The sequence below is a fragment of the Mesorhizobium sp. P171375 genome (assembly GCF_057786075.1).
Map to the genome: position 1 here is coordinate 953,461 of NZ_JBYNWF010000001.1, position 25,844 is coordinate 979,304.

Consider the following 25,844-nt stretch of genomic DNA (forward strand, 5'->3'; position numbering starts at 1 on the left):
GGCGTTCGTCGCTTCAATCGACAAATCGTTGTCGATTGATCGGCCTGCGGCCGACCACTCCTCACTCCACCAGATCAATCGTCTCGGTCGTCTTCTCCACGCAAATGAAGCAGCACGTATCGCATGGCTGGTCATTGTCCGGCCCGACCCCTGCCGAAATCGCATCGTTGCCGTTCACCCAGGCGCCATAGCAGATGTTTTCGCCCTGAGAGCACGAGATCGGCACCGATTTCTGTGAGTTGGGCTCGATCAGAAACACCTGGTCGCCGCCCGGCCACGACATCTTGCGGTCACGGCTGAACAACTCCACCGCCACCGCCTGGCTGCGCAGGTTCTTGACGAAAAACGCCATGTCGGCGGCATGCGCCGGGGTGGCGAGGAGAAGGGCGGCAAGGGTGAGGCGGAGCATGATGGTGGGACCCGAATCGGAGACGGGAACTAGAGCATGAGCGGAGAAGCGGCGGTAGAGCGGGGTAATCTCCCCCCTCGAGGGGGAGATGTCGCCAAAGGCGACAGAGGGGGTCGGTCCGACCGGACTCGACTTCATTGACGCCAAGGAAGGCTAGCGCTCCACGCGAGGCGACCCCCTCTGGCCGCTGCGCGGCCATCTCCCCCTCAAGGGGGAGAGCCCTACCGCCTCACCACCACATGCGGCGCAAATGTCTTTATCGCTTCGACTATGTCCTGGCCGCGCACATCCAGCGACGACACTTCCATGTGCACGGTGTTTCCGCCGAAGGGCAGCACCAGGTTGAGCGCATTGGCGGGCGCATATTTGATCTCGTCGGGCGGCTCCCCGGTCAGTTCGAAATTGACCATTCCCGAGCCCTTGCCGGGGGAGGAGAGGTGCACGCTCACCACCTTGTCCCATGGCACCAGCACGTCGCCGAGGCGGCGATCGCGGAAGCCGTTTTCGTCGAGCACCACCTTGACCGAGGTGTCGAAGGCGCGCGCGCGATGTAGCCGCCGAGCCCGAGGAAGCCCAGCGCCAGCAGCGCCACCAGCAACACCCGCCCGCCGTCGGCGCCGCTGACCAGCCCCTTCAGCGTGTAGAAGCCGAAGATCGCCACCATCAGCAACGACCCGGCGACGGAACTGAACTTGTTGGTGGGACTGTTGCGGAGTTCTATCGGCGCGGACATTTCGGTGGTTTCCGAGTGTTGAGTTTCTTTGCCTGAGTGAGAAGGAAGAATCAGCGCCTCACCACCACATGCGGCGCGAATGTCTTTATGGCTTCAACCATGTCCTGGCCGCGCACATCCAGCGACGACACCTCCATGTGCACGATGTTCTTGCCGAAGGGCAGCATCCGGTCGAGCGCATTGGCGGGCGCATATTTGATTTCGTCGGGCGGCTCCCGCGTGAGCTCGAAATTGAGCATTGCCGCGCCCTTGCCGGAGGTCAGATGCACGCTCTTCACCATCGCCCATGGCACCAGGACATCGCCGGCACGAGCATCGCGAAAGCCTTGGCTGTCCAGGGTGACCTGGACCGACCTGTCGAAGGCGCCGCGCGCGATGACATAGCCCAGCCCAAGGCAGCCGAGCGCCACCAGCGCGATGACCAGCACATGCCCGCCATCGGCGCCCGCCGCCAGCCCGCGCAGCGCGCCGAAACCGGCAATCGCGCCGATCAGCAACGGCCCGATTGCCGGGAAGATCTTTCCCGTGACGCTGTTGCGGAGTTCGAGCGGCGCGGACATCGGACAAGATTGAAACTGAACGCCGCGGGAGTCGAGAGGTCTATGCCGGGCTGGCAGGCGCGCCTTGGCGAGCAGGGGCCGGCCGCTCCCGGCAGAAGTACAAAATCGCCAGCAACATGGCGACAAGCACAACCGCGTAGATAGGTGAGAAGGCGACGATCCTCTCTGCTTGGTCCGCCGAGCGTAGAGGTCCATAGGTGGGGCGGACCATCATGGCCGCAACCATCGCATCACGGAAGAACAGATAGTTTATCGCGGTCAACGGCAATGTGGCCGAGAACAGCACGGCGTTGAACAATCTCGCCCTGTGAGCAAATCTCAGCAGCATGGCGCCGCCCCAGCCATGAAAAGCGGCGTGAAGTGCGAGCGCCAACATCTTCAGCGGTGTGTCTTCGACCATAAACAGAAATGGCATGCCGTTGCTGGGTTGGGTCAACTGCACCAGTTGCCATATCGCGGACAGGAAGCCGATCGTGCCAAGCAGAAGGTTAGGCCATTGGCGCAGGCTGACGCCGGCCTCTCGCTCGGTAAGCGCGTAGTGCAACAACCAATCGCCCACCGAAAGGTTTGCCAGCCGCGCTAGGGATAGCAAGGCTAATGAGACGACGATGCGGGCCGACCACGACATCGACTGACCGAGAATGGTCGCCGCGATGCCCGGAAACAATTGATCGATCAGGCCAACGGCCGCATCGATCCAAAAGAAATCGAGTATGAGGCCGAGAAACGGCAAGGTGAATTTGCGCAATTGAAATCCCCAGCAAGCTGGACCTGTCGCCTCTGTTACCGCTCATTGCGTGGGCCGCACAAGTGTCCAGATCCAGCCGGCAAAAGTCAGCACCAGGAACGGATAGCCGGCGGCGGGCAGCGGCGCCGAAGTGGGCAGCAAGGGCGCGCCCCACAGCACCATGGCCACCGTCACTACAAACAGGATGGCGGCGATGAGGCCGGTGAGCCGTATCCACAGCGCAAAGGTGTTCGCCACGCTGATCAGGACGAGCGCTGCCGCCCACAGCGAGATGCCGCCGACATAGGAGGGCACGCTGGCCTCCAGCCCCGCCGCATTGCCGGCGAGCAGCAAGCTCTCGCCGGCGAGGAAAGTGAGAAACCCGGCCGCGACGCAGTCATTGCCCAGCCGCTGGTATTTCATGGTCAGCAGCGCGGTGGCCACCACGAGCGCCACGCCGTCGATTGCCCACAGCGTTTCGCGCAGCGGGGCGCTCGCGACGAAGGTCCCGGCCAGGCCGAAGGCGCCGCCGATGGCGAGGCCGATTGCGACGGTCGTGTCTGAACGCATGTGGTGGCTCCGTAAACCGGGAAGAGGATACGCTGGGGTCGGGCGTTCTTAAAGGGTAACCCCGAAAGACGCAGCGCCTGCTACTTCCGACGTGATCAATCGCAGCAAAACCAGACCGGCCGCTTCAAAATTAGCAACCGCATGATAGGATCCTCAAATTGAGGGGAACACTTACATATGGTTGGCTTCGCGCTCTCCCGAATAACTACCGTATTAGAGGGTCAATTTACCAATCTTATTGACATGAGCGACTTTGACAGTCGGCCCACCCAAAAGAGGGTCTGTTTCTTGCAGCGATCCTTGGCCGCTCTTGCGATCAAAAATATCTGCAAGGTTGACGCCAAAACCGCCGGACAATCCATCACAGATGGCTTCGGCGACAATGGTATTGACGCGCTGTTCTTCGACAGCCGATCGGACACGCTCTTTCTCGTTCAATCAAAGTGGTCTGAGCAAGCAAACAAGCCCCCGGATACAGAGGCCATATTGAAGTTCATTGAAGGCGTTTACGACCTTCTCGCCGCCAAGTTTGAGACCTTTGGACCGAAAATGAGGGCGCGGGAGGCGGAGATAAAGGCGCTTCTGGAGTCGGAGCGCGACCTGCGAATCCGCCTATTGGTACTTCATGTCTCGACGCAACCCATCCCTCCCGATGCGCAACGCCGGCTTGGGGAGTTTGTTGCTGTCCTAAACGATCCTATCCAGAATTCTCAGCTGGACGTAATGGATCAAACTGGCGTGTATGAGTTGGTCACGTCTGAGTCGAAAGCGCCCGACATAAAACTTCAAGTTGGGCTTTACGATTTTGGCAGTATCGAGACGCCATTTCTCGCCTTTTATGGCCGGGTTCATGTTCGCGAAATTAAGCAATGGTGGACCGAACATGGGAACTCACTATTTGATCAGAATCTCCGATTGTACTATCCCAGCTCACCTGTAAACGACGCCTTGAGTCAGACCGTCAATAAATTTCCTGAGTACTTCTGGTATTTTAACAACGGGATCACAATAATCTGTAAGAATGTTCATCGCGGGCTTATCGGTCAACCAGTCAAAAATTTTGGCATCTTTAATTGTAATGGCGCCAGCATCGTGAACGGTGCTCAAACCGTTGGCACTATCGGCAAGGCCGATATTCCGTTTGACGCGCCGGGCGATTCACCACCCGACAGTATCGCCTCATGGGTGCAGGTGAGGATCATCTCGTTAGAGAAAACGCCTGACGATTTTAGCCGCCGAATTACTCGCGCGGCTAATCTGCAAAACGCGGTTGGCAGTCGAGAATTTGCCGCCATGGATCCGTTGCAACACCGGTTGTCATCCGATTTCGCTTTGGACAAACGTCGTTACGTTTACAAATCCGGCGATGCGGATCCGCGAGGGGAGGATGGGTGTAGTATCGTCGAGGCGACCCAAGCCCTCGGATGCAAAAAGTCTATTGCTTTGGCTGTACTGGTCAAACGTGAGATTGGAGCCGTGTGGGCCGATACGGACTCCCCACCATATACAGATCTTTTCAATCGCGAATTGACGGCTACCACTCTATGGCGCGCAGTGGTCGTGATGCGAACCGTAGACGAGGAGCTTCATCGGCTGCGTAAGGCGGCATCTTCAAATCGCATCGACATGGTCTGCATACACTTGAACCGATTGATACTGCATCTGGTTTTCCAAGATCCACATGTATCAAAAATCGACAATGAACATTCGGATTTGGACACCTTGATGTCATCCGTTCGCTCTGCTGTGCCTCCTGTGTTTGAGGCTGTAGCAAGCTGCGTCGCCGAAATATTTCCCAACGACTACCTTGCGCACCTGTGCAAGAACCAAGCTAAATGCGAGGACATCGTTGACAGAATAGCGAACCCCGCAAAAGCCAGCGAGCAAATGCCCACGAAGCAGATTAGCCTGTTTCCGGAGGATGAGCGATAAGTGCCGGCCGGACCGCTTAATCGCCCATCTTCAAGGCCTGGATAAACGCCTCCTGCGGGATATCGACCTTCCCGAACTGCCGCATCCGCTTCTTGCCCTCTTTCTGCTTGTCCAGCAGCTTGCGCTTGCGGCTCACGTCGCCGCCGTAGCACTTCGCGGTCACGTCCTTGCGCAGGGCCGAGATGGTTTCGCGGGCGATGACCTTGCCGCCGATCGCGGCCTGGATCGGGATCTTGAAGAGGTGGTGCGGGATCAGCTCCTTCAGCTTCTCGCACATCTGCCGGCCGCGCTTTTCCGCTGCCGTGCGGTGGACCAGCATGGACAGCGCGTCGACCGGCTCCTCATTGACCAGGATCGACATTTTTACCAGGTCGCCTTCCTTGTAGTCGGTGAGATGATAGTCGAAGGAGGCGTAGCCCTTGGAGATCGACTTCAGGCGATCATAGAAGTCGAAGACGACTTCGTTGAGCGGCAGATCGTAGGTCAGCATGGCGCGCTTGCCGACATAGGAGAGGTCGGCCTGGATGCCGCGCCGGTCCTGGCAGAGTTTTAGAATACCGCCGAGATAGTCGTCCGGCGTCAAAATGGTGGCGCGGATCCACGGCTCCTCGATGGCCGAGATTTTCACCACGTCGGGCATGTCGGCCGGGTTGTGCAGTTCCTTCATCGAGCCGTCGGTAAGCAGCAGCCGGTAGACGACCGAGGGTGCCGTGGCGATGAGGTCGAGGTTGAACTCGCGCTCCAGCCGCTCCTGGATGATTTCGAGATGCAGCAAGCCCAGGAAGCCGCAGCGATAGCCGAAGCCGAGCGCGGCGGAGGTTTCCATTTCATAGGAGAAGCTGGCGTCGTTGAGGCGCAATTTGCCGACGGCGGCGCGCAGATCCTCGAAATCGGCGGCGTCGACCGGGAACAGGCCGCAGAACACCACCGGCTGCGCCGGCTTGAAGCCGGGCAGTGCCTTTGCCGTCTGGCGCTTGTCCTCGGTGATGGTGTCGCCGACGCGTGTGTCGGCCACTTCCTTGATCGAGCCGGTGAAGAAGCCGAACTCGCCGGGGCCGAGCTCGTCGACATTGATGCGGGCCGGCGTGAACACGCCGGTGCGCTCGACCAGATACTTCGCGCCGGTGCCCATCATGCGGATGGTCTGGCCCTTTTTCAGCACGCCGTCGATGATGCGCACCAGAACGATGACGCCGAGATAGGCGTCGTACCAACTGTCGACCAGCATCGCCTTCAAGGGCGCGGTGGCGTCGCCCTCGCGCGGCGGCGGCAATTGGTGGACGATCGCTTCCAGCACATCGGGAATGCCGAGGCCGGTCTTGGCCGAGATCAGCACGGCGTTGGAGGCGTCGATGCCGATGACCTCCTCGACCTGCTCGCGGATGCGCTCAGGCTCGGCGGCCGGCAGGTCGACCTTGTTCAGCACCACGACGATCTCGTGGTTGTTGTCGATGGCCTGGTAGACATTGGCCAGCGTCTGCGCCTCGACGCCTTGTGAGGCGTCGACGACCAGCAGCGAACCCTCGCAGGCGGCCAGCGACCGCGACACTTCATAGGCGAAGTCGACATGGCCGGGTGTGTCGATGAGGTTGAGGATATAGTCCTCACCATTGTTGGCGCGGTACTTCAGCCGCACCGTCTGCGCCTTGATGGTGATGCCGCGCTCGCGCTCGATGTCCATCGAGTCCAGCACCTGCTCCTTCATGTCGCGCAGCTCCAGCCCGCCGGTGGACTGGATCAGCCGGTCGGCAAGCGTGGATTTGCCATGGTCGATATGGGCGACGATGGAGAAATTGCGGATGTGGTTGAGAGGCGTGCTCATGATGGGGCGGCTTTAGCAGGGGCGGGTTGCAGGGGCAAGCGGGAGCGGGTTTGCAGAGCAACGCTGCCGGGAATGAAGCCGCAATGACCAATGTCTGCGCTGCCCCTCATTGTCCTGCCGGACATTTCTCCCCGTATAGTGACGGGGAGAAAGGCCCTGGCCGCAGCCGCGGTGCTCTTCTTGTTGCAACATTGGCGATTGGCGAAACCGGCGATGACAGCGTCCCTCTCCCCGTCTCTATACGGGGAGAGGATGCCGGCAGGCAGGTGAGGGGCAGCGCCAACGCCCGGAACATGTGTCGTCCTGCACGGCACACATCACAAACCGGTGAGCGCTGTAACGAAGCCTCGGGCGGCGGCGAAGTGAGTGATGACCGGTGCATCCCAGCGCCCCCACGGAGCAAGCCCAATGTCCACAAAACTTATCGCCTTGTCCGGCCTCCTCGCAGCATCGCTGTTGTCGTCGATCGGCACCGCCTTCGCCCAGCCGCTCACCGTGGTCGAGCTCTTCACCAGCCAGGGCTGCTCGTCCTGCCCGCCGGCCAATGCCAATCTGATCAAGGTCAAGGACCAGCCGGGCGTGCTGGCGTTGTCGTTCAACGTCACCTACTGGGACTATCTCGGCTGGAAGGACACGTTCGGCCGCGAGGAGTTCACCCAGCGTCAGGTGCGCTATGAGCCGTCGCTCGGCCGCTCCGGGCCGTTCACGCCGCAGGTCGTGGTCAATGGCGGCGCCGATGCGGTGGGTGCTGCACCCGGCGAGATCGAGCAGCTGATTTCCTCGAGTGGCCACGCTAAGGGACCGTCGCTGTCGCTCGATGGCGGCAAGATCAGCATTGGAGCGGGTTCCGCGCCCGGCGGCAAGGCCGATGTCTGGCTGGTTCGTTACAACAAGGGCGTCATCGAGGTACCGGTGGCGCGCGGCGAAAACACCGGCCGCACGCTGCCGCATGCCAACGTCGTGCACTCGCTGGAGAAACTCGGCAGCTGGAGCGGGGACGCTACTTCGCTGCCGCTGCCGGCGGCCTCCGGGGGCTTGAGCACCGCGGTGCTGGTGCAGACCCCGGGCGGCGGGCCGATCCTGGCAGCAGTCGCCGACTGATTTTTCTTTGTCCACCCAACGCCGCTAGCGCGGCATAACCGGGCTCGCATCCGCGCGCCCTCATCAGAGAGGAAATACCACCATGACCAAGACCCTGACGGCACTCGCCTTTGCGCTTTCGATGACGGCCTTCGCCGCCGGCGCCCGCGCCGAAGACGCCATGAAGCCGGCCGATCCGATGGCCACCGAGGCGATGAAGCCGGCAACGGACGCCATGAAGCCCGCCGACCCGATGGCGACGAATGCGATGAAACCCGCCACCGACGCCATGAAGCCGGCCGATGCCATGAAACCCGCAACGGATGCGATGAAGCCGGCGGACGCGATGGCGCCCGCGCAATAAGGCTTGAACCCGTGGCCCGGCCGTATGGCGGCCGGGCGGCGCACGGCAATTTGAGAAACCAGACGGGACGATCTGTCGTATAGTCGTCGCCACCATCAAGGAGATCAGACATGACCGGCATTGCAAGGACGAGAACGCCGATCTTCAAGAGCGCGCTTGCCGCACTCATCGTCGCCGCGGCGGCAGCCGCCTTCTGGCAGAGCCCGGCGCGCTCGGCCGAAGATGCGGTGGTGATCCCGCCGCCGGCAATGGACGAGAAAGCCGCCAGCGGCAGCGAGACGGCGATCTTCGCCGGCGGCTGCTTCTGGGGTGTGCAAGGCGTGTTCCAGCACGTCAAGGGCGTGACCAAGGCCGTCTCCGGCTACACCGGCGGCGCCAAGGATGATGCCGTCTACGAAACGGTGGGCAGCGGCCGCACCGGCCATGCCGAATCGGTCGAGATCACCTACGATCCGTCCAAGGTGACCTACGGCCAGCTGCTGCAGGTCTATTTCTCGGTCGCCCACAACCCGACGCAGCTAAACTACCAAGGCCCGGACTCAGGCACCCAGTACCGCTCGACGATCTTTGCCGAGAACAGCGAGCAGCAGAAGATCGCCCAGAGCTACATCGCCCAGCTCGACAAGGCCAAGGTGTTTCCCAAGCCCATCGTCACCACGCTGGAGACGGGCAAGACCTTCTATCCGGCCGAGGAGTACCACCAGGACTTCCTGACGCTCAACCCGACCTACCCCTACATCGTCTACAACGACCTGCCCAAGGTGGCGAATTTGAAGTCGCTGTTCCCGGCGCTTTATAGCGAAAAGCCAGTGCTGGTGCTGGCGGGGAAGAGTTGAGCAGGGCCTTCTCCCCGTCACTATACGGGGAGAAGGTGCCGGCAGGCGGATGAGGGGCGGCGCCGGCATCGAAAGGTTATCGGCGCACCCAACGTGACAGGTTTGCGCTGCCCCTCATTGCCCTGCCGGGCATTTCTCCCCGTATAGTGACGGGGAGAAAGACGCCGTCATCCACGCTCAATCATACGTCAAATCCGTCGCCTTCCCGCCAAACACGCGATACGCATAGAACGAATAGAAGATAATCACCGGCAGCACGACGACCGTGCCGGCGAGGATGATGGCGAGGCTTTCCGTCGCTGACGCCGCCTGCCAGATGGTCAGCTTGTCGGGCACCACGAAGGGGTAGAACGACCACGCCAGCCCGGCAAAGCCGAGGGCAAAGATGGCGGCCAGCGTCAGGAACGGCCGGAGCGCATGGCGGTCGTCGGGCTTGGGCAGATGGAAGGTCTGCCGCCACAGCCACAGGAACAGCAGCGCCGACAGGATCGGAAGCGGCGACAGATAGAGCATTTCGGGCCAGACGAACCATTTGGCGAAAATGCGCGGGCTGGCGAAGGGTGTGGCCAGCGACACCGCTGCCATGCCGAGCGCGGTCAGCACAAGGGCTGTGCGCAGCCAGCGCACCGCCTTCCTCTGCAATTCGCCCTCGGTCTTGTAGATCACCCAGGCGGCGCCCATCGCGGCGTAGGCGGCTGATAGGCACAGCGCCACCAGCGCGCCGAAGGCGATGCCGCCCAGGCCGACATCGAGGCCCAGCACATAGACGCCCAGCATATAGCCCTGCGCCAGCGAGGCGATGATGGAGCCGAGGAAGAAGATGCGATTCCAGCGATGCTTCTTTCCAGACGGCACTTTGGCGCGGAAGTCGAAGGCGACGCCGCGCAGGATCAGGCCGACCAGCAGCACGAAGACCGGAATGTAGAGGGCGGTCAGGATGACGCCATGCGCCATCGGGAAGGCGACCAGCAGCAGGCCGACGGCCAGCACCAGCCAGGTCTCGTTGGCATCCCAGAACGGGCCAATGGCGGCAATCATCGTGTCCTGCTCGTGATCCTCGGCGACCGAGAACAGGATGCCGATGCCGAGATCGAAACCGTCGAGGATGACGTAGATCAGGATGGCGAGGCCCATCAGCCCGGCGAAGATGAGGGGGAGCGCGGTTGGCCAGTCGAAGGTCATTTGCTTCCTCCGCGACAACGATGGACAGAATGCACGGCGCCTGACTCGATATCCTCAGATCGATTACCGAGATTGGCGCCGCCCCTCATCGCCCTGCCGGGCACTTCTCCCCGTATAGTGACGGGGAGAAAGGGGCTGGCCGCAATGCCGGGTCTCTTCCTGCAATGCCGGCGATTGGCGAAAGCGGCGACGACAGCGCCCCTATCCCCGTCCCTATACGGGGAGAGGATGCCGGCAGGCAGGTGAGGGGCGGCGCTGACCTTGAATATGTGCATCCTCACTCTCCAGCAGCCGGTTGCGACATCGCCGTCTTCATCACGCCCGGCAGCGGCGAGGTGTCGCCGTCCTTGGCCGCCTTCAGCGCCAGGTGCACCAGCACGCCGAGATAGGCGATCAGCAAAAGCACATAGAGGATGAGATAGATCGCCAGCGTCAGCGCGACATGGCTGCCGGCGACCGGGCCGACCGCATCCGCCGTCTTCAGCACGCCGGTGACCAGCCAGGGCTGGCGGCCGATCTCGGTCGTGTACCAGCCGGCCAGTGTGGCCAGCCAGCCCGACAGCGACATCGGCACCATCAGCATCGCCAGCGGCCTCGGCAGGCTGTGGCGGCGCTTGAGAAAGAAGGTCGCCGACCAGGAGACGATCAGCATCAAAATGCCGGTGCCGACCATGATGCGAAAGCCCCAGAACAACGGAAGGACCGGCGGATGGAGGCCGGGATAGTCGTTCAGCCCCGGCACGACGCCAGTGGTCGAGTGCCGCAGCACAACACTGGCGCCGTCGGGAATGGCGACCTCGAACTTGTTTTCCTTCGTCGCCTCATCCGGCCAGGCAAACAGCACCAGCGGCACGTTGGGGCCGGTGTTCCAGTTGGCCTCCATGGCGGCGATCTTCTGCGGCTGGTGCTCCAGCGTGTTCAGCCCGTGCTGGTCGCCGGCAAAGATCTGGATCGGGATCAGGATGGCGGCGGTGAAGACGCCGGTGCGCAGCGCCTTCCACATCGATTCCGACCGGTCGCCGCTGAGATAGCGTAGCGCCGACAGGCCGGCGATCAGGAACGAGACGGTGAGCCCCGAGGCGAGCAGCATGTGCACGAGGCGGTAAGGCATGGACGGGTTGAAGACGATCGCCCACCAGTCGACGGGATGTGCCTTGCCGTCGATCATCTCGAAGCCGGCCGGCGTCTGCATCCAGGAATTGAGCGCGATGATCCAGAAGGCGGACAGCGTGGTGCCGCCGGCGACAAGCACGGTCGCCAGCGTGTGGACGCGGTTCGACACGCGGCGGAAGCCGAACAGCATGATGCCGAGGAAGGCCGCTTCGAGGAAGAAGGCGGTGAGGATCTCGTAGGCGAGCAGCGGCCCGGCGATGTTGCCGACCTTTTCCATATAGCCCGGCCAGTTGGTGCCGAACTGGAAGCTCATGGTGACGCCCGAGACCACGCCCATGGCGAAGGACAGCGCGAACACCTTCACCCAGGTGAAATAGGCGCGCATCCAGGCGGAATCGTTGGTGGCGTTGTAGCGGAGCTTGAAGAACAGCAGCACCCAGCCAAGCGCGATGGTGATCGTCGGAAACAGGATGTGGAACGAAATGTTCGCCCCGAACTGCATTCGCGACAGGATGAGCGGGTCCATGGCGGGCTCCGGCTGCTGTTTCTTGTCCCAGAATAGGCTGCTGATGCGATGCGGTCAAAGCGGCGTGGCGCCACGCGGGGCGCGTTGTCGCAGCAGATGAAGCCAATCCGTCAGCGGTCCCGGCTACCCCCGGCGAAACGGCCAAAAGGGAACGTTTGTCCACAATTGTCAGCAGCGGCATTGACTTCCGGGTGCGCGCACCGACATTCAGCGCAATAATAATCCCTTTCAAGCAGTCGTTTCCCGCCCCATGTCTTCCACGAATTTGCCCGCCATCATTTCGATTTCTGGGGTCACCAAGACCTATGCCACCGGCTTCAAGGCGCTGAAGGAAATCAACCTCGACATCGAACGCGGCGAGATCTTCGCGCTGCTGGGGCCGAACGGCGCCGGCAAGACGACGCTGATCTCGATCGTCTGCGGCATCGTCAACCGCTCGTCGGGCACCGTCACGGTCGACGGCCATGACATCAACCGCGATTACCGCGCCGCGCGCAGCCTGATCGGGCTTGTGCCGCAGGAGCTGACCATCGACGCCTTCGAGACCGTGTGGACGACGGTCAATTACAGCCGCGGCCTGTTCGGCAAGGCGCCCAACCCGGGCTTCGTCGAGAAGGTGCTGCGCGATCTCTCGCTGTGGGACAAGAAGGACGCCAAGGCGATCACGCTGTCTGGCGGCATGAAGCGCAGGCTGATGATCGCAAAGGCGCTGTCGCACGAGCCGCGCGTGCTGTTCCTCGATGAGCCGACGGCCGGCGTCGACGTCGAGCTGCGCCAGGACATGTGGGCGATGGTGCGCCGGCTACGCGACGACGGCGTCACCATCATCCTCACCACGCATTACATCGAAGAGGCCGAGGCGATGGCCGACCGCGTCGGCGTCATTAACAAGGGCGAGATCATCCTGGTCGAAGGCAAGGCCGAGCTGATGCACAAGCTTGGACGCAAGCGGCTGCTGCTGGAGCTGCGCACGCCGCTGACCGCCGTTCCCGATGCTTTCTCGCGCTATAGACTGGAGCTCTCGCCGGATGGCGCACAGCTGACCTACACCTATGACAATCAGAGCGAACGCCCCGGCGTCGCCTCGCTGCTGCGCGAGCTCGAGGCGGCCGGCATCCAGTTCCGCGACATGGACACGCAAAACAGCTCGCTCGAGGAGATTTTCGTCAATCTGCTGAGGCAAGAACCATGAATTGGCGCGCAGTCTGGGCGATCTACCGGGTCGAGATGGCGCGAGCGTTCCGCACCGTGCTGCAGAGCATCGTCTCGCCGGTGATCTCGACATCGCTCTATTTCGTCGTCTTCGGCTCGGCCATCGGCTCGCGCATCACCGAGATCGACGGCATCAGCTACGGCGCCTTCATCGTGCCCGGCCTGATCATGCTGTCGCTGTTGACGCAGTCGATTTCCAATGCCTCATTCGCCATCTACTTCCCGAAATTCGTCGGCTCGATCTACGAACTGCTGTCGGCGCCGGTGTCCTATCTTGAGATCGTCATTGCCTATGTCGGTGGCGCGGCGACCAAGTCGATCATCCTCGGCCTGATCATCCTGGCCACGGCCTCGCTGTTCGTGCCGCTGCACATCCAGCATCCGTTCTGGATGCTGGCCTTCCTGGTGCTGACGGCGGTGACCTTCAGCCTGTTCGGCTTCATCATCGGCATCTGGGCGAAAAGCTTCGAGCAGCTGCAGCTGGTGCCGCTTTTGATCATCACGCCGCTGACCTTCCTTGGCGGCAGCTTCTATTCGATCAACATGCTGCCCGAGGTCTGGCGCACGGTGACGCTGTTCAACCCGGTCGTCTACCTGATCAGCGGCTTCCGCTGGAGTTTTTATGGCAAGTCCGACGTCTCGGTCGGCGTCAGCCTCGGCATGACCGTGGTGTTCCTCGCCATCTGCATCGCCATCGTCGCCTGGATATTCCGGACCGGCTACCGGCTGCGCAACTGACGAACCGTGGCTTCGGCCAAGGGCTAGACCGCCTTGATCAGGCGCAGCAATCCCAGCATCTCGACCAGCGTGCCCTTGCGAAAGGCGATGTAGGTTGGCTCCTCGGTGCCGTGGAAGCGGCGCTTGAACGCCGCCTGGCCCTTGAGGTTGAACTTGCTGCGGTTGACCCAGGGCGATTCATAGGCGCGCTCGAAGGCGTTGCGCCAGAAGCTCAATTCGGCAAATTCATTGTCCCCGACGTCAAGCATCGGCGACAGGCCGAGCGTGACGACGGAAATGCCCTCGCCGCGAAAGCGGTCGACGGCGAATTTGGTCAGGCCGATTTCGGCATGCGGCGAGGCATCGATGTGCTTGCGCTTGAACGAGGTGGTGTAGCCGATCACCTTGCCGTCCCTGAACAGCGGGTCGAAATCGAGCAAGGCGACGAGTTCGCCTTCCGGGCTGTAGAGAACGAAACGGCGCATATCGATGCCGAGATGATCCGCAAAGGGGCGGTTGAGGAACGCCATCTCCCAGCGCTTGACGATGCGGTCGGCCCGCCAGTTCTGCGACAGGCGCTGGACCTCGTCGAGATAGACCGCTCCCTCGCCAAAGGAAAACCCCTTCTTCAACAGCCAGCGTTCGGAATAGCGCACGGTTTCGTTGCGCTTGCCGGAAAAGTCGTGCGCGGGAAGCTCCAGCCGCGTGTCGATTCCGAGACGGTTGACCTGGTAGCCGAGCCCGGACAGCACGCGCGCCGTCGGTTCGCCGATCTGTACGAACCACGGGCTGTCGGCGGCTTCGACGAAGCGTCTTATGTAGTCGGGCCGATCGGGCGGATAGGCCACCGGGTCACCGAGCGCGAAATGGTGCTTCATCTTGGTGCCGAAGGCGATATAGCCCTCAGTGTCGCCGAAATAGGACAGTTTTTGCTGCACGGCGGTCGAATAGGCCAGCGAGAAGTCGCCGTGCCGGCGGACCAGCGCCAGCCGCTCGACATGGGTCAAATCCTGGCGCGGCACCTTGGCTGCGGCGCCCTCCAGCAGTCTGTCGAGAAAGATACGCAAGGAGGGCATGGTCGAGCTTCCGCGTGCCGATGATAAACAGAGGCCTGCCCCCAAGGCCTCGAATCAGTCGCATTGACGCGACCTCATTATCGATCATATCGCCCATGTGCCATACAGGACGTGCCATACAGGACGGGTCCCCATGGCGCAGCTAAAAGGGAATCTCGACCGAATGGCGGCAACGACAAGCGAAGCGATCCCTATCGTCCGGGGGCCGAAAGGCTCTGATGAGACGGTGATCGTCATCGGCGCCGGGGCAGCCGGGTTGGCAGCTGCCGACGCGCTTGGCCGGCGCGGCATGGCGGCGGTTGTGCTGGACAAGGAACAGCGGATCGCCGAACCGTGGCGGCGACGACACGAGAAGCTCACACTCAATACGCATCGTGCGCTGTCGGCCCTGCCCGGTCTTGCCTATCCGCCGCGCACCGCCGCCTTTCCGAACAAGGATGTCATCGTCGGCTATCTCAATGATTTTGCCCGCACCCGTGGCATAAGGGTCGAATTCGGCACCGCCGTCGAACGGATCGAGCGCAACGGCGGCCACTGGCTCGTCCATACCAGCCAAGGAGTGCTGAACGCACGACACGTCATCGTTGCCACCGGCCGTGACCGCTTGCCGTGGACGCCGGACTGGGCAGGCAAGGCGACTTTCACCGGCAAGCTCGTCCACGCCGCTGATTTCGGCACAGCGGAAGACTATGCCGGCAAAAAAGTGCTGGTGGTCGGGGCCGGAAATTCCGGCTTCGACGTGCTCAATCATCTTGCCTGCGCCGACACAGAAGCTGTGTGGCTGTCGGCCAGGCAAGGTCCTTCGCTGATGCCGAAGCGGATCGGCAAGGTTGCCGTCGCGCGCTTCGGCGGCTTCATGGCGATGCTGCCGACGTGGATTGCCGACGCCGTGATCGCCGCGACGCAACGCCTGGTGTTCGGCGACCTCACCCGCTTCGGCCTGCCGCCGGCGCCGAAAGGCGGCGCCAGCCGGCTCGGCGTCGAGCAGATTGCGATTGCCGTCGACGACGGCGCCGTCGCCGCGTTGAAGGCCGGACGGATTTCGGTGGTGGCGCCGGTGACGGCCTTCGAAGGCCCGGGCGTGCGGTTGAACGACGATACGGTGATTGAACCGGATGTGGTGATCGCAGCGACCGGCTATCGCACCGGCTTGGAGGCCATGCTGGGCGATCTCGGCGTGCTCGACGCCAAGGGCGTGCCGAAAGCCAATGGCGGCACGCCGAGCGGCCAGCCCGGCCTGTGGTTCATCGGCATGCGGCCCAGTCTGACCAGCTATTTCCACAGCGCCGGCCTGCAGGCCGAAGCGATCGCCAGGCAGATCGTCAGAGGGTCGTAGCGGCCTTGGCGATTGGCTGAGGCACCCCCGTCCCTTCGTCATCCACGGGCGAAGCAAGGAGCGAAGCGACGCAGCGCAGATCCCGGGGTCTTCGCGACGCCGCTGCGCGGCTGCTCCGCCCAGGGACGACGAAGCTGAGAGGCTCCGGGACTAGGGCAGTCTTGATTCCGTTTCTTGCCTTGTTATATAACATGTAATGAATAAGTGAGCGGACCGCAATGGAAGACATCATTCGATCTCTTGGCTACCTCACCCTAGGCAGCAGGCTGAAGCGCATCGGCGAGCAGCTGCAGGCCGATACGCAGCGCATGCTCGATGGTCTTGAGGTGCCGGTCCAATCGAGCCAGTACCCGCTTCTGGCCGCGCTCGATCGGCTTGGGCCGCTGCCGGTCGGCGAGCTGGCGCAGTCGCTCGGCATCACCCAGCCGGGCGTGACGCGCAGCGTGGCGCTGCTGGCCGAGCTGGGGCTGGTCGAGGTCATCCAGTCGGACGGCGACCAGCGGCGGCGAATGGTCTCGCTGACCAAGAATGGTCAACGTCTGGTCGACAGAGCGAAGCGGGACGTGTGGCCGCGCATCGAGAATGCCGTCGCCGACCTGTGCAAAGGCCTTGCAGGGCCGCTTCTCGAACAGCTCTCGGCCATCGAGGACGGCCTGGCGGCGGCTCCGCTCGATCGTCGTGTAAAGCAGGGTGTCGCGCCATGAGCCATATCCTCGACCGTCCCGTCTGGAGCGCGCTCGACACGCGGCATCGAATCTTTGCCAATGGCGACAAGCTCGCCAGGCGCTATCCCGCATCGATCGTCCCCTTCGCCGCCACCGCGACGGACGATGCCGAAAGCCTGCAAGCATTCGGTAGGCTGGTTTCGCCAGGCGAAAGCGTGATCATGGCCCAGGCCGACGCCATCGCCCTCCCGGACGGCCTGTCGGCAATCTCGACCGCCGATGCCGTGCAGATGGTCGCTGAGAAGCCCTTGCCGGCCGTGTCGGACGAGCGTGTGCAGCAGCTGACGCTGGACGATGCGGCCGAGATGCTCGCTCTGGCGTCGCTGACCAGGCCAGGCCCGTTCACGCTCAAGGCGTTGAGTCTGGGCGATTTCTGGGGCGTAAAGATCAATGGCAGGCTGGCGGCAATGGCCGGCGAGCGCATGAAGCAGCCCGGCTACAGCGAACTCAGCGGCGTGTGCTCGCATCCGGACTTTCGCGGCGGTGGCCTTGGCCGGCTGCTGTCGGTGTTCGTGTCCAACCGGATCATGGCACGCGGCGAGGTTCCCTACCTGCACGCCTATGCCAACAATGCCAACGCGATCGGATTGTACGAATCCATCGGCTTCCGGCTGAGGTCAAAGATGAACGTGGCCGTCGTGCAGCGCGCCGGCTAGGCCACCTTGGGGGCTCAGGCTGATTTCGGCTCCAACCGGCGGAAACCGACGGTTTCCATAAGCATTTCCTCCTCGACCATCCCGGCATTGTGGAGCGCGAGCAAGTTCAGCGCGATCTCCCGCGCCTCGGCCGAATCGGGATGCACGTCGCGCGTGCGGCAAGCCTCGTCGAACACACGTTGCAGCTTGGCGATGTCGTCGGGCCTGAGCAGGCCACGGTCATAAACAGACTTCGGCATGGCAGCCTCCTCCACAAGACCTAGGGCGCCAAGAATAAATGTCCAATCTTTCCCGACGCTTGAGTAGAGCAGTCGCCTGGATTTGGGTGACTCCGGCCCGAGCGTTGGCAATCAGACTGCGATCTTGCTGCCACCCACCCGGGTGCCTCTGGGTCGGGCCTGTTCCACCGCAGTCTGCTTGACGTGCCGGCACGCTTGCGAAACAAGGGCTGCCACAAACGACAGCGAGGCACAAAAGTGAGTTTCTGGGGACTGGCGCAGCTCGTCATTTCGACGGTCATTTTCCTTTTGGCGGCAATCGCGGCCAAGCAATGGGGGCTGGCGCCGAGCCTCGGCAAGATCGTGCTGACGCTGGCGCTCTATACGGCGGGCAATCTGATGATGCTGCGGCTGGTCCGCGAGTTTGGCATGTCGGTGTCGTTCAGCCTGTCGGCGGTGATCCAGCTGGTGGCGGTCAATGCGGTGGCGCTGGTGTTCTTCGGCGAACGCGTCAACGCCTTGCAGGCAACCGGCATTGTGCTGGCGATCGGCGCGGTGGCGCTGATCACGCTCGGGCCCTATCTGCAGGGGCGGCTATAGTCCGATGAAGACCGCCCTCCGCACCCTCGCCAACTGGATCGAATTTCCGGTGCTGCTCGCCGGACTGATCATCGCCGGCGGATTGTGGGGATTCGAGGAGCTGATGGAAGTGGCGCGCGACACCACCCCGCATGCTTTCGATACCGAGATCCTGCTTGCCTTCCGCCAGGCCGGCCATCCCGATGTCCCGCTCGGCCCGCTCTGGCTGCAGGGAGCGATGCGCGACATCACCAGCCTCGGCAGCTCCACGGTGCTGGTGCTGATCGTGGCGGCGGTGATTGTCTATCTGCTGCTGATCCGCAAGGCAGGAACGGCGCTGTTCATCCTGGTGGCGGTGGCCGGCGGCCAGGCGCTGTCCAGCCTGTTGAAAGCCGGCGTCGACCGGCCGCGCCCGGACCTTGTCTCGCACCTCGCCACAGAGACGTCGCTGTCATTCCCAAGTGGCCACGCGATGGTCTCGGCAGTGACCTATCTAACACTCGGCTCGCTGGCGGCCCGGTTCCTGCCGGGACGTACGACCAAGATCTTCGTGCTCTGCCTGGCGGTTTTGACGACGCTTCTGGTCGGCGTCAGCCGCGTCTATCTCGGCGTCCACTGGCCTTCCGACGTGCTCGCCGGCTGGTGCGCCGGCTTCGCCTGGGCAATGCTGTGCTGGCTGGCAGCGCGGCTACTGCAGCGGCGGTATGCGGTGGCGGATAGTGACAGCGAGCTTGAAGAAAACTAACGGTCCGGAGCGGAAATCAGATCAGCCGGTTGATCAGCCCGTGCCCGCAGCCTGCCAGCAGAAAAACCGCCGGCAGCAAGGCTGCCGATGTCATCAAGATCTTGAAAATCTTCAACTGATATCTCCCCGCCAAAGAGAACCAAGGCGGATAGCGTAGCATGCTTATCTTGTTTTCCCACCGTCCGGCTCCACAGGCGGATCATGTTTCATGTATGCATCATGATGGTTGAAACATCACAATGATTATATTATACCTCCACCCCGCAGACTCAGACGGGGATTCCAGCCGATGATCACTGCCGCGCAGATGCGCGCCGCAAGGGCGCTTGCCGGCATCGATCAGAAGACGCTCGCCGAGCGTGCCGGGGTTTCGCTTCCGACCATCCAGCGTATGGAAGCGAGCGACGGCGTGGTCAGGGGCGTGGTCGACACGCTGATGAAGGTCATCCAGGCACTCGACGAGGCCGGGGTGGAACTGATCGGCGAGAATCAGACCAGCGAGCGCGGCGGCCGGGGCGTGCGCCTCAAGCCGGTCGCGCCGAACCCGCAAGGCTGAGCCGGCATTAGTCGCGACGGCGACCGCCGACAGTCCTGCCGACGATCCCGCCGCCTTCACGCAAGCGGAAGGCAGTCCATGGATCAGATCCGGCGGGCAGTACATCAACCGGCCCAGAAGTCGGCCCAGAAATCGGCAAAGCCGACATTTTCCGAGCTGTTCACACCCAAGCTGGTGACGGTCTGGCGCGAGGGTTACCGCCTGCCGCAGTTCAAGGCCGACTTCATGGCCGGGCTGACCGTCGCCATCGTGGCACTGCCGCTGTCGATGGCGATTGCGATCGCGTCGGGAGTGACGCGGGAGCGCGGCCTGTTCACGGCCATTGTCGGCGGCTTCATCATCTCGGCACTCGGCGGCAGCCGCTTCCAGATCGGCGGCCCGGCCGGCGCCTTCATCGTGCTGGTGGCGGCGACGGTGCAGCGCGAAGGCATTGACGGGCTGCTCTTGGCAACGATGATGGCCGGTGTCCTCCTGCTCGCCATCGGCTATCTCAGGCTCGGCACCTACATCAAATTCATCCCCTATCCGGTGACGGTCGGCTTCACCGCCGGTATCGCCATCATCATCTTTTCTGGCCAGATCGTCGAACTGTTCGGGCTGAGGCTTGCCGGGCCGGAGCCCGGGCCGCTGCTGCCGAAGCTGATGGCGATCGGCAAGGCGGCCGGCACGATCAACATCTCGGCGACGCTGGTGGCGGTGCTGACCATCGCCACCATCGTCGCGGTGAAGCGCTGGCGGCCCGGCTGGCCGGGCATGCTGATCGCCGTCGGGCTGGCCTCGCTTGTCGTGGCGCTGCTTTCCTTGCCGGCGGAAACGATCGGCACTCGCTATGGTGGCATTCCGCGCAGCCTGCCGTTTCCGGCGCTGCCGGCGCTCAGCTTCGACACGGCGATTGCGGTGCTGCCGGACGCCGTGGCCTTTGCGCTGCTCGGCGCCATTGAATCGCTGCTCTCGGCCGTGGTCGCCGACGGCATGACCGGGCGGCGGCATCGCTCCAATTGCGAGCTCGTCGCGCAAGGCTTTGCCAACATCGCGTCTGCCCTGTTCGGGGGCATCTGCACCACCGGCACCATCGCCCGCACCGCCACCAATGTGCGGGCCGGCGCCCACGGGCCGGTTTCGGGCATGCTGCATTCGCTGTTCCTGCTGGTCTTCATGCTGGTGGCCGCACCGCTGGCCAGCTACATCCCGCTTGCCGCTCTTGCCGGGGTGCTGGCGGTGGTGTGCTGGAACATGTTCGAGAAGCAGGCCTTCGTCACGCTGCTGCGCGCTTCGCGTGGCGATGCGCTGGTGCTGATGGCGACGTTCCTGATCGTCGTCTTCCGCGACCTCACCGAAGGGATCGTCGTCGGCTTCGCGCTGGGCTCGATCCTGTTCATCGACCGCATGGCCAAGTCGATCGCGGTGGAGGCGGACCTGCCACTGGTGCAGGACGATGTCGCCGACAGCAGCGGCCGCGCCTACGATGCCAGCGAGGCAAGCGATGCCGACACCGTCGTCTATCGCATCTCCGGCGCCTTCTTCTTCGGCGCCGCCTCGACCGTCGGCACGGTGCTGGACCGCATCGCCGACCAGCGCAAGAACTTTATCCTCGATTGCTCGGCGGTGCCGTTCTTCGATTCCACCGCGGCCAATGTCATCGAGGGCGCGGCGCACAAGGCGAAGCGCGCCGGGGTGCGATTCATCATCGCCGGCGCCTCGCCGCAGACGCGGCGCATGCTCATCAACCACGGCGTCAAGCGGCCGCTGGTGACCTTTGCTGCCTCGATCAACGATGCGCGGGCGCAACTGGCCCCGGAGAAGTAGCCGCCAGCCGGGGACCGGCCGGCGGTCGATCACTGCGATGTTCCATCGAAGCTCACCGCGGCGATCTCGCCTTCGTTCATCAGCGGCACGAAGATTCGCGTGCCGTCTGTGCCGATATCGGCGCTGCCCGGCTTGAACTGCACTACTGCTTCCGGAGCGCCGCCAACCTTGTAGCGATAGAGCGTGCCGGTCATGTAGGCGGTGGCGTAGATGCTGTCGCCGATGGCGACGACGCCGTCGAGGTCGGCAAAGTTTTGTGCGCCCGGCAACGGTGAAACCGTCTTGCTGGCGAGATCGACCGACAGCAGGCTGCCGGGTTCGGCGGTGCTGAAATCGGCCTTGATGCCCTTGCCCCAGGACGCCACGATCAGCCTACCTCCTTCTACAAAGATGCCGTTGGGTGCGGCGAGCTTCGCGTCCTTCACGAACAGCTCGGGCTTGTCGCCGTCGATGCGGTAGATGGCGTCGGCCAGCATATCGGTAACATAAATTTTGCCCGAACTGTCCGACGTCACGTCGTTGAGGAAGACGGCGCCAGGCACATCGATGGCCGACACGAGCTTGCCGCTGGCGAGATCGACGACGCGCACCTTGGTGATGTCGGCAACGTAGAGCTTGCCGCCGGAGATCGCCGAGCCCTTCGGCGCATCCATGCCGTCGGTCCAGTGCTGGGCGACGACCTTGCCGTCCGCAGACAGCACCGAGAGATAGCCGTTGCCGTCGGCCTCGCCGGGATTGCCGACGATGTTGGAGACGATGATACGATTGTTGGCGGCGTCGAACAGCGCCGATTCCGGCTGCTGGAAGCCGGAAGCGCGCCAGACTTCGCCGGCCTGGGCGACCGGTGCAAGCGCGATGCCGAAGGCGGCGAAACAAATCGAGGTGATGAAGGTTTTCATGGCCAGGTCTCCTGATGACGGGCGGAGAGCTAGAGATTTCGATACTTTTCGGAAAGTCCGATTGTCGCTAGTATCGAAACCCGATACCAAATGGCGCAAAAGAGGTGCATCCCATGAATGGCCTGATCTTCGAGGCGCTGAAGCGGACGCTGAAGGCCAAGGGCGTCACCTATCGCGACCTTGCCGAGCGCATGGGCGTTTCCGAGCCGACGGTGAAGCGCATCTTCCACGAGCGCAATTGCAAGCTCGACCGGTTGGTGGAGATTTGCGCTGCTGCCGGAGTCGAGCTGGAAAACGTGTTGGGTTCGATGAACAGGGGACCGGGACCGGTCAACCGCATCGCACCGGAGATCGAGCGCAAGCTCGCGGGACGGCCGGCGCTGCTGTTCATCTTCGTCATGCTGTCGGAGAAATTCACGCCCGAGGGCGTCATGCATTCGCAAGGCCTGAGCGAAGCCTCGATGTTCCTCTATCTGCGCGATCTCGAAGCGCTCGGGCTGATTGCGCTGGGCAGCGGGCTGTCGGCGCGGCTGCTGGTCGACACGCCGATCCAGTGGAATTTCGAAGGGCCGCTCAGGCCGCTGTTCGAGATGACCAACAAGAATTTCATCGGCTGGGCGATCACCCATCTGGAGCGGGAAGCGACCTTCGTCTCGTTCTCGCGGCGGATGCGGCCGGAGACCGCGGAGATGGTGAAGCGCGAGGCCGAGGAACTGGCCGATCGCGTCAAGCTGCTCGCTCATCACGACCAGCACACGACGCCGGAAGACGGGCTGACCGGCTACAAATGGACGTTTGCTTTCGGCGCAACGCCGTTTCCGGCGATCATGCCGATCGGCCCGCACCCCAGGGATGCCGGAGCGTTCGACCGACCCGCGGCTCCGGCAAAGGGACGCCGTCCTCTGCCGGCCTGACACGGCCAAGCCACCGCCTGTCCTGCTTCGGTTTTCAACATGATCTTTTGTCTGGACGCCTTTGCTCTTTGCAGCCCCATTTCAAAAATGAAACCACATTCATGATAGAGTTCGCGCACTGATTTGCCAGACTGTAGAGGTCGGGTTTGCCGAATGCGTGACACGTCCCCGTGAAATCGAAGTGATCCCATGCCGACCGCGCCAACACTTGAACTTCGCCGCTATTCGCGCCTGAAAAATTTGCGGGCGCGCGCAGAACGCCAGGGTGCTGCATTGCAGTTCTGGGCGCGTACGGCATCGCTCGCCGTGATCTCCTGCTTCTTTTCAGTGATCAGCCGCTGGGATGCCTCGCTGCTCTTCGTGCTGGCGGGCCTCGCGCTGTTCCAGCTCATCGGCCTGATCCAGTTTCGCTTTGCGCGCCGTCGCACGGCGCGATGGTGGATCGGTTACCTCGTCGGTACGCTGGACATCATTCTGTTGACCGTTCTGCTGATAACGCCCAACCCGTTTTCACAGGAGGTCGCGCCGGCCGCGATGCAACTGCGCGAGGGCAGCTTCAAATTCCTGCTGATTTTCGTATGCCTTGGCGCGCTGACCCTTTCGACACGATTGGCGCTCTATCTCGGCGCGCTCGCGGCCTTGACGTGGACGATCGGCGTGGGATGGGTCATTCTTCGTCCGGGAACCGTCATTCCGGCGACGAACCTCTATTCGATGCCGGTCACAGAGCGACTGAACCTCTATCTCAACCCCAATTTCGTCGATACATTCGCGCAGGCGACCAACGTGTTGGTCGTGCTGATTATCGGCGCAATCATGGCGCTGGTTGTCTCTCGTTCCCGACATCTGTCGGAAGACTATGTCAAGGCAGAGCGCGCGCGCGCCAATCTCGCCCGGCATTTTTCGCCCAATGTCGTGGACCAGCTCGCCACGGATGACGAGCCCTTCGGCCCGGTCCGCCGGCAGGATATCGCGGTGCTGTTCGCCGACATCGTCGGCTTCACACACTATTCCGAGGATCATCCGGCCGAAGCAGTGTTCGAACTTCTGCGTCAGTTCCACCGTCGCATGGAGCAGGTCGTTTTCGACCACCATGGCACCGTCGATAACTATATCGGCGATTGCATCATGGCGACATTCGGGGTTCCGCAAGCCAGCCATGACGACGCGACTCGGGCCATCCAGTGCGCTGAAGCGATGATCGCCGCTCTCGAAGACTGGAATGTGCAGCGGGTGTCCAGGGGATACCCGCGGCTGGACGTTCGGATCGGTGCACAATATGGCGCTGTCGTCATCGGCGCGGTCGGCAGCGAGCGCAATCTGTCCTTCGCGGTGGTGGGCGACACCGTCAACGTCGCCAGCCGTTTGCAGTCGCTCTGCCGTGAGCTTCACGCGAATATTTGCTTTGGGTCACGACTGATTGAGGCCGCGAAGGCGGAATCGCCCACGACACAGTTGAATGCGCGCGATCATGGTCCGTTGAGCATCCGCGGCCGGGACGAACCGGTCCATGTCTGGGTCGAACACAGAGCCGAAAACCAGGGCGCTATTGCGGTTTCGGCATGATGCGAGCCGCGCATAGAACGATTCAGGAAAAGTGCGCAGCGCTTTCCCTTGGGAATTGCGTCAAAACAAGAGATAGAGCGGTTCGCCGTTCCCGTGAAACGGTGAAACGGTAAAACGCTCTAGGGGCATGTCCTGACCCCGGCCGAAAGCCATCACGTGTTTGAGGCGATTGCGCCAGCCTTCGCGGATGCGGCGTCTGTGCTTGCCTTGTCGTCCCAGGTCACCGTTCGGTAGTCGAAACCATATTCCAGCGTCGGCTTGACGATGCGGAAAAAGGGCGACAGGTCGAAATCGCGCGGCGTGTAGAGCGAGTGGTGGCGGATGTGCAGGATTTCCTTGCGCATATAGGTCGACTGCGCCGAGGCGCGGCCGGGTGCGCGGGTGATCTCGGGCAGGATCGGATAGCGGATCTCGCCATAGGCCTCGGCAATCAGCGTCGAGCAGATGGCGCGCGTCGGATCGCCCGAGCCGAAAGCCAGCATGCGGCGGCGCCAGCGCACCGGCACCGGCGGTGCCGGCAGGAAAAAGCGCAGCATGTCGAAGATGTTCTTGAGGTCGTATTTCAGGCCGAGCTTGCCGATCATGAAGGCGACGACCTTGTCGCGGTCTTCCGGCGTCAGGCCGCTCGCGCGACAGATGCGCGTGTTGTAGGTGCGGTAGCGCGACAGCGGCACGGCGACACAGCCTTCGCCGAGCGTAACCTCGATCAGGCGCGGCCGCTCCGACCCATCAGCGGGTTCGGACAAGGCATCGCCAACATAGAAGGCGGCGTGCGACCATGTCGACTGGGTCAGATATTTGATGACCGCGGAGATCTTCTGGTTGCCCTCGATGAGCAGGATGTCGCCGGGTTCGAGCGCGCGACGCAGCGTCTCGGCGTCGGACGGCGTGTAGGGCTCATAGCCGGAGGATTCGTCCTGCAGCCGGCCGGCAAGCCAGCGGCCAAGTCGGTCGAGAAGCGTTTCGGCGGGCGCGGTCATCGTAG

The 25,844-nt window shown here is 62.7% G+C and carries 28 protein-coding genes; 15 read left to right on the forward strand and 13 right to left on the reverse strand.

All coding sequences use genetic code 11. From position 1 onward, the window contains the following. Nucleotides 1–61 precede the first annotated feature (61 nt). The 6 genes from ACYHH6_RS04710 to ACYHH6_RS04735 form a co-directional block, all read right to left on the reverse strand. A complete protein-coding gene (locus ACYHH6_RS04710; RefSeq protein ID WP_352583014.1) occupies nt 62–409 on the reverse strand; it encodes a hypothetical protein in 348 nt (115 codons plus the stop codon). 221 nt (nt 410–630) lie between these two features. Then, the gene (locus ACYHH6_RS04715) at nt 631–924 is read right to left on the reverse strand and encodes a hypothetical protein (protein WP_352583012.1); all 294 of its coding nucleotides are present in this window, start codon (nt 922–924) and stop codon (nt 631–633) included. Then, the gene (locus tag ACYHH6_RS04720; protein WP_352583011.1) at nt 855–1,142 is read right to left on the reverse strand and encodes a hypothetical protein; all 288 of its coding nucleotides are present in this window, start codon (nt 1,140–1,142) and stop codon (nt 855–857) included. Before ACYHH6_RS04720 ends, ACYHH6_RS04715 begins: the two co-directional genes overlap by 70 nt. Nucleotides 1,143–1,192: 50 nt before the next feature. Further along, nucleotides 1,193–1,702: a hypothetical protein gene (locus tag ACYHH6_RS04725; RefSeq protein WP_352583009.1), complete on the reverse strand. Its 510-nt coding sequence runs from the start codon at nt 1,700–1,702 to the stop codon at nt 1,193–1,195. A gap of 40 nt (nt 1,703–1,742) precedes the next feature. Then, nucleotides 1,743–2,450, reverse strand: a complete 708-nt coding sequence (locus ACYHH6_RS04730; RefSeq protein WP_352583007.1) for a hypothetical protein — start codon at nt 2,448–2,450, stop codon at nt 1,743–1,745. A gap of 42 nt (nt 2,451–2,492) precedes the next feature. After that, the gene (locus ACYHH6_RS04735) at nt 2,493–2,999 is read right to left on the reverse strand and encodes a hypothetical protein (protein WP_352583006.1); all 507 of its coding nucleotides are present in this window, start codon (nt 2,997–2,999) and stop codon (nt 2,493–2,495) included. Between the two features lie 300 nt (nt 3,000–3,299). On the opposite strand from ACYHH6_RS04735, the gene ACYHH6_RS04740 reads away from it, so the two are divergent. Beyond that, nucleotides 3,300–4,931 (forward strand): AIPR family protein, encoded by a 1,632-nt coding sequence (locus ACYHH6_RS04740; protein ID WP_352583004.1) that lies wholly within the window; start codon nt 3,300–3,302, stop codon nt 4,929–4,931. A gap of 16 nt (nt 4,932–4,947) precedes the next feature. Here ACYHH6_RS04740 and lepA read toward each other — a convergent pair whose 3' ends face one another. Next, complete coding sequence (lepA, locus tag ACYHH6_RS04745) at nt 4,948–6,753, reverse strand: translation elongation factor 4 (RefSeq protein ID WP_352583002.1); 1,806 nt, start codon at nt 6,751–6,753, stop codon at nt 4,948–4,950. A gap of 408 nt (nt 6,754–7,161) precedes the next feature. Between lepA and ACYHH6_RS04750 the strand changes: the two genes are divergently transcribed. The 3 genes from ACYHH6_RS04750 (at nt 7,162) to msrA (ending at nt 9,033) form a co-directional block, all read left to right on the forward strand. Further along, nucleotides 7,162–7,854, forward strand: coding sequence for a DUF1223 domain-containing protein (locus ACYHH6_RS04750; RefSeq protein ID WP_352583000.1), 693 nt, complete (start codon nt 7,162–7,164; stop codon nt 7,852–7,854). A gap of 82 nt (nt 7,855–7,936) precedes the next feature. Continuing rightward, the gene (locus tag ACYHH6_RS04755; protein ID WP_352557836.1) at nt 7,937–8,197 is read left to right on the forward strand and encodes a hypothetical protein; all 261 of its coding nucleotides are present in this window, start codon (nt 7,937–7,939) and stop codon (nt 8,195–8,197) included. A gap of 110 nt (nt 8,198–8,307) precedes the next feature. Beyond that, nucleotides 8,308–9,033, forward strand: a complete 726-nt coding sequence (gene msrA, locus ACYHH6_RS04760) for a peptide-methionine (S)-S-oxide reductase MsrA (protein WP_352582998.1) — start codon at nt 8,308–8,310, stop codon at nt 9,031–9,033. A gap of 177 nt (nt 9,034–9,210) precedes the next feature. On the opposite strand, the gene ACYHH6_RS04765 is transcribed toward msrA, so the two are convergent. Together ACYHH6_RS04765 and ACYHH6_RS04770 are read right to left on the reverse strand one after the other, a co-directional pair. Further along, entirely contained in the window at nt 9,211–10,215 is a 1,005-nt protein-coding gene (locus ACYHH6_RS04765) for a cytochrome d ubiquinol oxidase subunit II (protein WP_352582997.1), read from the reverse strand. A 277-nt stretch (nt 10,216–10,492) separates the two neighbouring features. Beyond that, a complete protein-coding gene (locus ACYHH6_RS04770; protein WP_352582995.1) occupies nt 10,493–11,854 on the reverse strand; it encodes a cytochrome ubiquinol oxidase subunit I in 1,362 nt (453 codons plus the stop codon). A 265-nt stretch (nt 11,855–12,119) separates the two neighbouring features. Here ACYHH6_RS04770 and ACYHH6_RS04775 point away from each other — a divergent pair, with 265 nt between their 5' ends. Both ACYHH6_RS04775 and ACYHH6_RS04780 read left to right on the forward strand, forming a co-directional pair. Continuing rightward, nucleotides 12,120–13,046, forward strand: a complete 927-nt coding sequence (locus tag ACYHH6_RS04775; protein ID WP_352583296.1) for an ABC transporter ATP-binding protein — start codon at nt 12,120–12,122, stop codon at nt 13,044–13,046. Then, nucleotides 13,043–13,804: an ABC transporter permease gene (locus tag ACYHH6_RS04780; RefSeq protein ID WP_112559080.1), complete on the forward strand. Its 762-nt coding sequence runs from the start codon at nt 13,043–13,045 to the stop codon at nt 13,802–13,804. Before ACYHH6_RS04775 ends, ACYHH6_RS04780 begins: the two co-directional genes overlap by 4 nt. 23 nt (nt 13,805–13,827) lie before the next feature. Here ACYHH6_RS04780 and ACYHH6_RS04785 read toward each other — a convergent pair whose 3' ends face one another. Continuing rightward, the gene (locus tag ACYHH6_RS04785) at nt 13,828–14,859 is read right to left on the reverse strand and encodes a phosphatidylglycerol lysyltransferase domain-containing protein (protein ID WP_488500402.1); all 1,032 of its coding nucleotides are present in this window, start codon (nt 14,857–14,859) and stop codon (nt 13,828–13,830) included. Nucleotides 14,860–14,992: 133 nt separating this feature from the next. Here ACYHH6_RS04785 and ACYHH6_RS04790 point away from each other — a divergent pair, with 133 nt between their 5' ends. The 3 genes from ACYHH6_RS04790 to ACYHH6_RS04800 all read left to right on the forward strand — a co-directional run bounded on the left by ACYHH6_RS04790 (nt 14,993) and on the right by ACYHH6_RS04800 (nt 17,576). After that, nucleotides 14,993–16,195, forward strand: a complete 1,203-nt coding sequence (locus tag ACYHH6_RS04790; RefSeq protein WP_352582992.1) for a flavin-containing monooxygenase — start codon at nt 14,993–14,995, stop codon at nt 16,193–16,195. A 218-nt stretch (nt 16,196–16,413) separates the two neighbouring features. Further along, nucleotides 16,414–16,899, forward strand: a complete 486-nt coding sequence (locus ACYHH6_RS04795; RefSeq protein WP_192257150.1) for a MarR family winged helix-turn-helix transcriptional regulator — start codon at nt 16,414–16,416, stop codon at nt 16,897–16,899. Beyond that, nucleotides 16,896–17,576 carry a GNAT family N-acetyltransferase gene (locus ACYHH6_RS04800; protein WP_352582990.1) on the forward strand — a complete coding sequence of 227 codons (681 nt, stop codon included), beginning with the start codon at nt 16,896–16,898 and terminating at the stop codon, nt 17,574–17,576. Before ACYHH6_RS04795 ends, ACYHH6_RS04800 begins: the two co-directional genes overlap by 4 nt. Nucleotides 17,577–17,590: 14 nt before the next feature. On the opposite strand, the gene ACYHH6_RS04805 is transcribed toward ACYHH6_RS04800, so the two are convergent. Further along, nucleotides 17,591–17,815, reverse strand: a complete 225-nt coding sequence (locus ACYHH6_RS04805) for a hypothetical protein (protein ID WP_352582988.1) — start codon at nt 17,813–17,815, stop codon at nt 17,591–17,593. 237 nt (nt 17,816–18,052) lie between these two features. Between ACYHH6_RS04805 and ACYHH6_RS04810 the strand changes: the two genes are divergently transcribed. The 4 genes from ACYHH6_RS04810 to ACYHH6_RS04825 all read left to right on the forward strand — a co-directional run bounded on the left by ACYHH6_RS04810 (nt 18,053) and on the right by ACYHH6_RS04825 (nt 21,480). Then, nucleotides 18,053–18,394 (forward strand): hypothetical protein, encoded by a 342-nt coding sequence (locus tag ACYHH6_RS04810; protein WP_352582986.1) that lies wholly within the window; start codon nt 18,053–18,055, stop codon nt 18,392–18,394. A gap of 4 nt (nt 18,395–18,398) precedes the next feature. Beyond that, nucleotides 18,399–19,118, forward strand: a complete 720-nt coding sequence (locus ACYHH6_RS04815; protein ID WP_352582984.1) for a phosphatase PAP2 family protein — start codon at nt 18,399–18,401, stop codon at nt 19,116–19,118. 289 nt (nt 19,119–19,407) lie between these two features. After that, on the forward strand, nt 19,408–19,674 hold the full coding sequence (locus ACYHH6_RS04820; protein ID WP_352582983.1) for a helix-turn-helix domain-containing protein: 267 nt from the start codon (nt 19,408–19,410) through the stop codon (nt 19,672–19,674). Nucleotides 19,675–19,752: 78 nt separating this feature from the next. Beyond that, nucleotides 19,753–21,480, forward strand: coding sequence for a SulP family inorganic anion transporter (locus tag ACYHH6_RS04825; RefSeq protein ID WP_352582981.1), 1,728 nt, complete (start codon nt 19,753–19,755; stop codon nt 21,478–21,480). 29 nt (nt 21,481–21,509) lie between these two features. On the opposite strand, the gene ACYHH6_RS04830 is transcribed toward ACYHH6_RS04825, so the two are convergent. After that, nucleotides 21,510–22,379 (reverse strand): SMP-30/gluconolactonase/LRE family protein, encoded by an 870-nt coding sequence (locus tag ACYHH6_RS04830; protein WP_352582979.1) that lies wholly within the window; start codon nt 22,377–22,379, stop codon nt 21,510–21,512. Nucleotides 22,380–22,492: 113 nt separating this feature from the next. Here ACYHH6_RS04830 and ACYHH6_RS04835 point away from each other — a divergent pair, with 113 nt between their 5' ends. Both ACYHH6_RS04835 and ACYHH6_RS04840 read left to right on the forward strand, forming a co-directional pair. After that, nucleotides 22,493–23,293, forward strand: a complete 801-nt coding sequence (locus tag ACYHH6_RS04835; protein ID WP_352582978.1) for a helix-turn-helix domain-containing protein — start codon at nt 22,493–22,495, stop codon at nt 23,291–23,293. A gap of 189 nt (nt 23,294–23,482) precedes the next feature. Then, entirely contained in the window at nt 23,483–24,859 is a 1,377-nt protein-coding gene (locus ACYHH6_RS04840; protein WP_352582976.1) for an adenylate/guanylate cyclase domain-containing protein, read from the forward strand. Nucleotides 24,860–25,011: 152 nt separating this feature from the next. On the opposite strand, the gene ACYHH6_RS04845 is transcribed toward ACYHH6_RS04840, so the two are convergent. Continuing rightward, nucleotides 25,012–25,839 carry a C40 family peptidase gene (locus tag ACYHH6_RS04845; RefSeq protein ID WP_352582974.1) on the reverse strand — a complete coding sequence of 276 codons (828 nt, stop codon included), beginning with the start codon at nt 25,837–25,839 and terminating at the stop codon, nt 25,012–25,014. Nucleotides 25,840–25,844 lie beyond the last annotated feature (5 nt).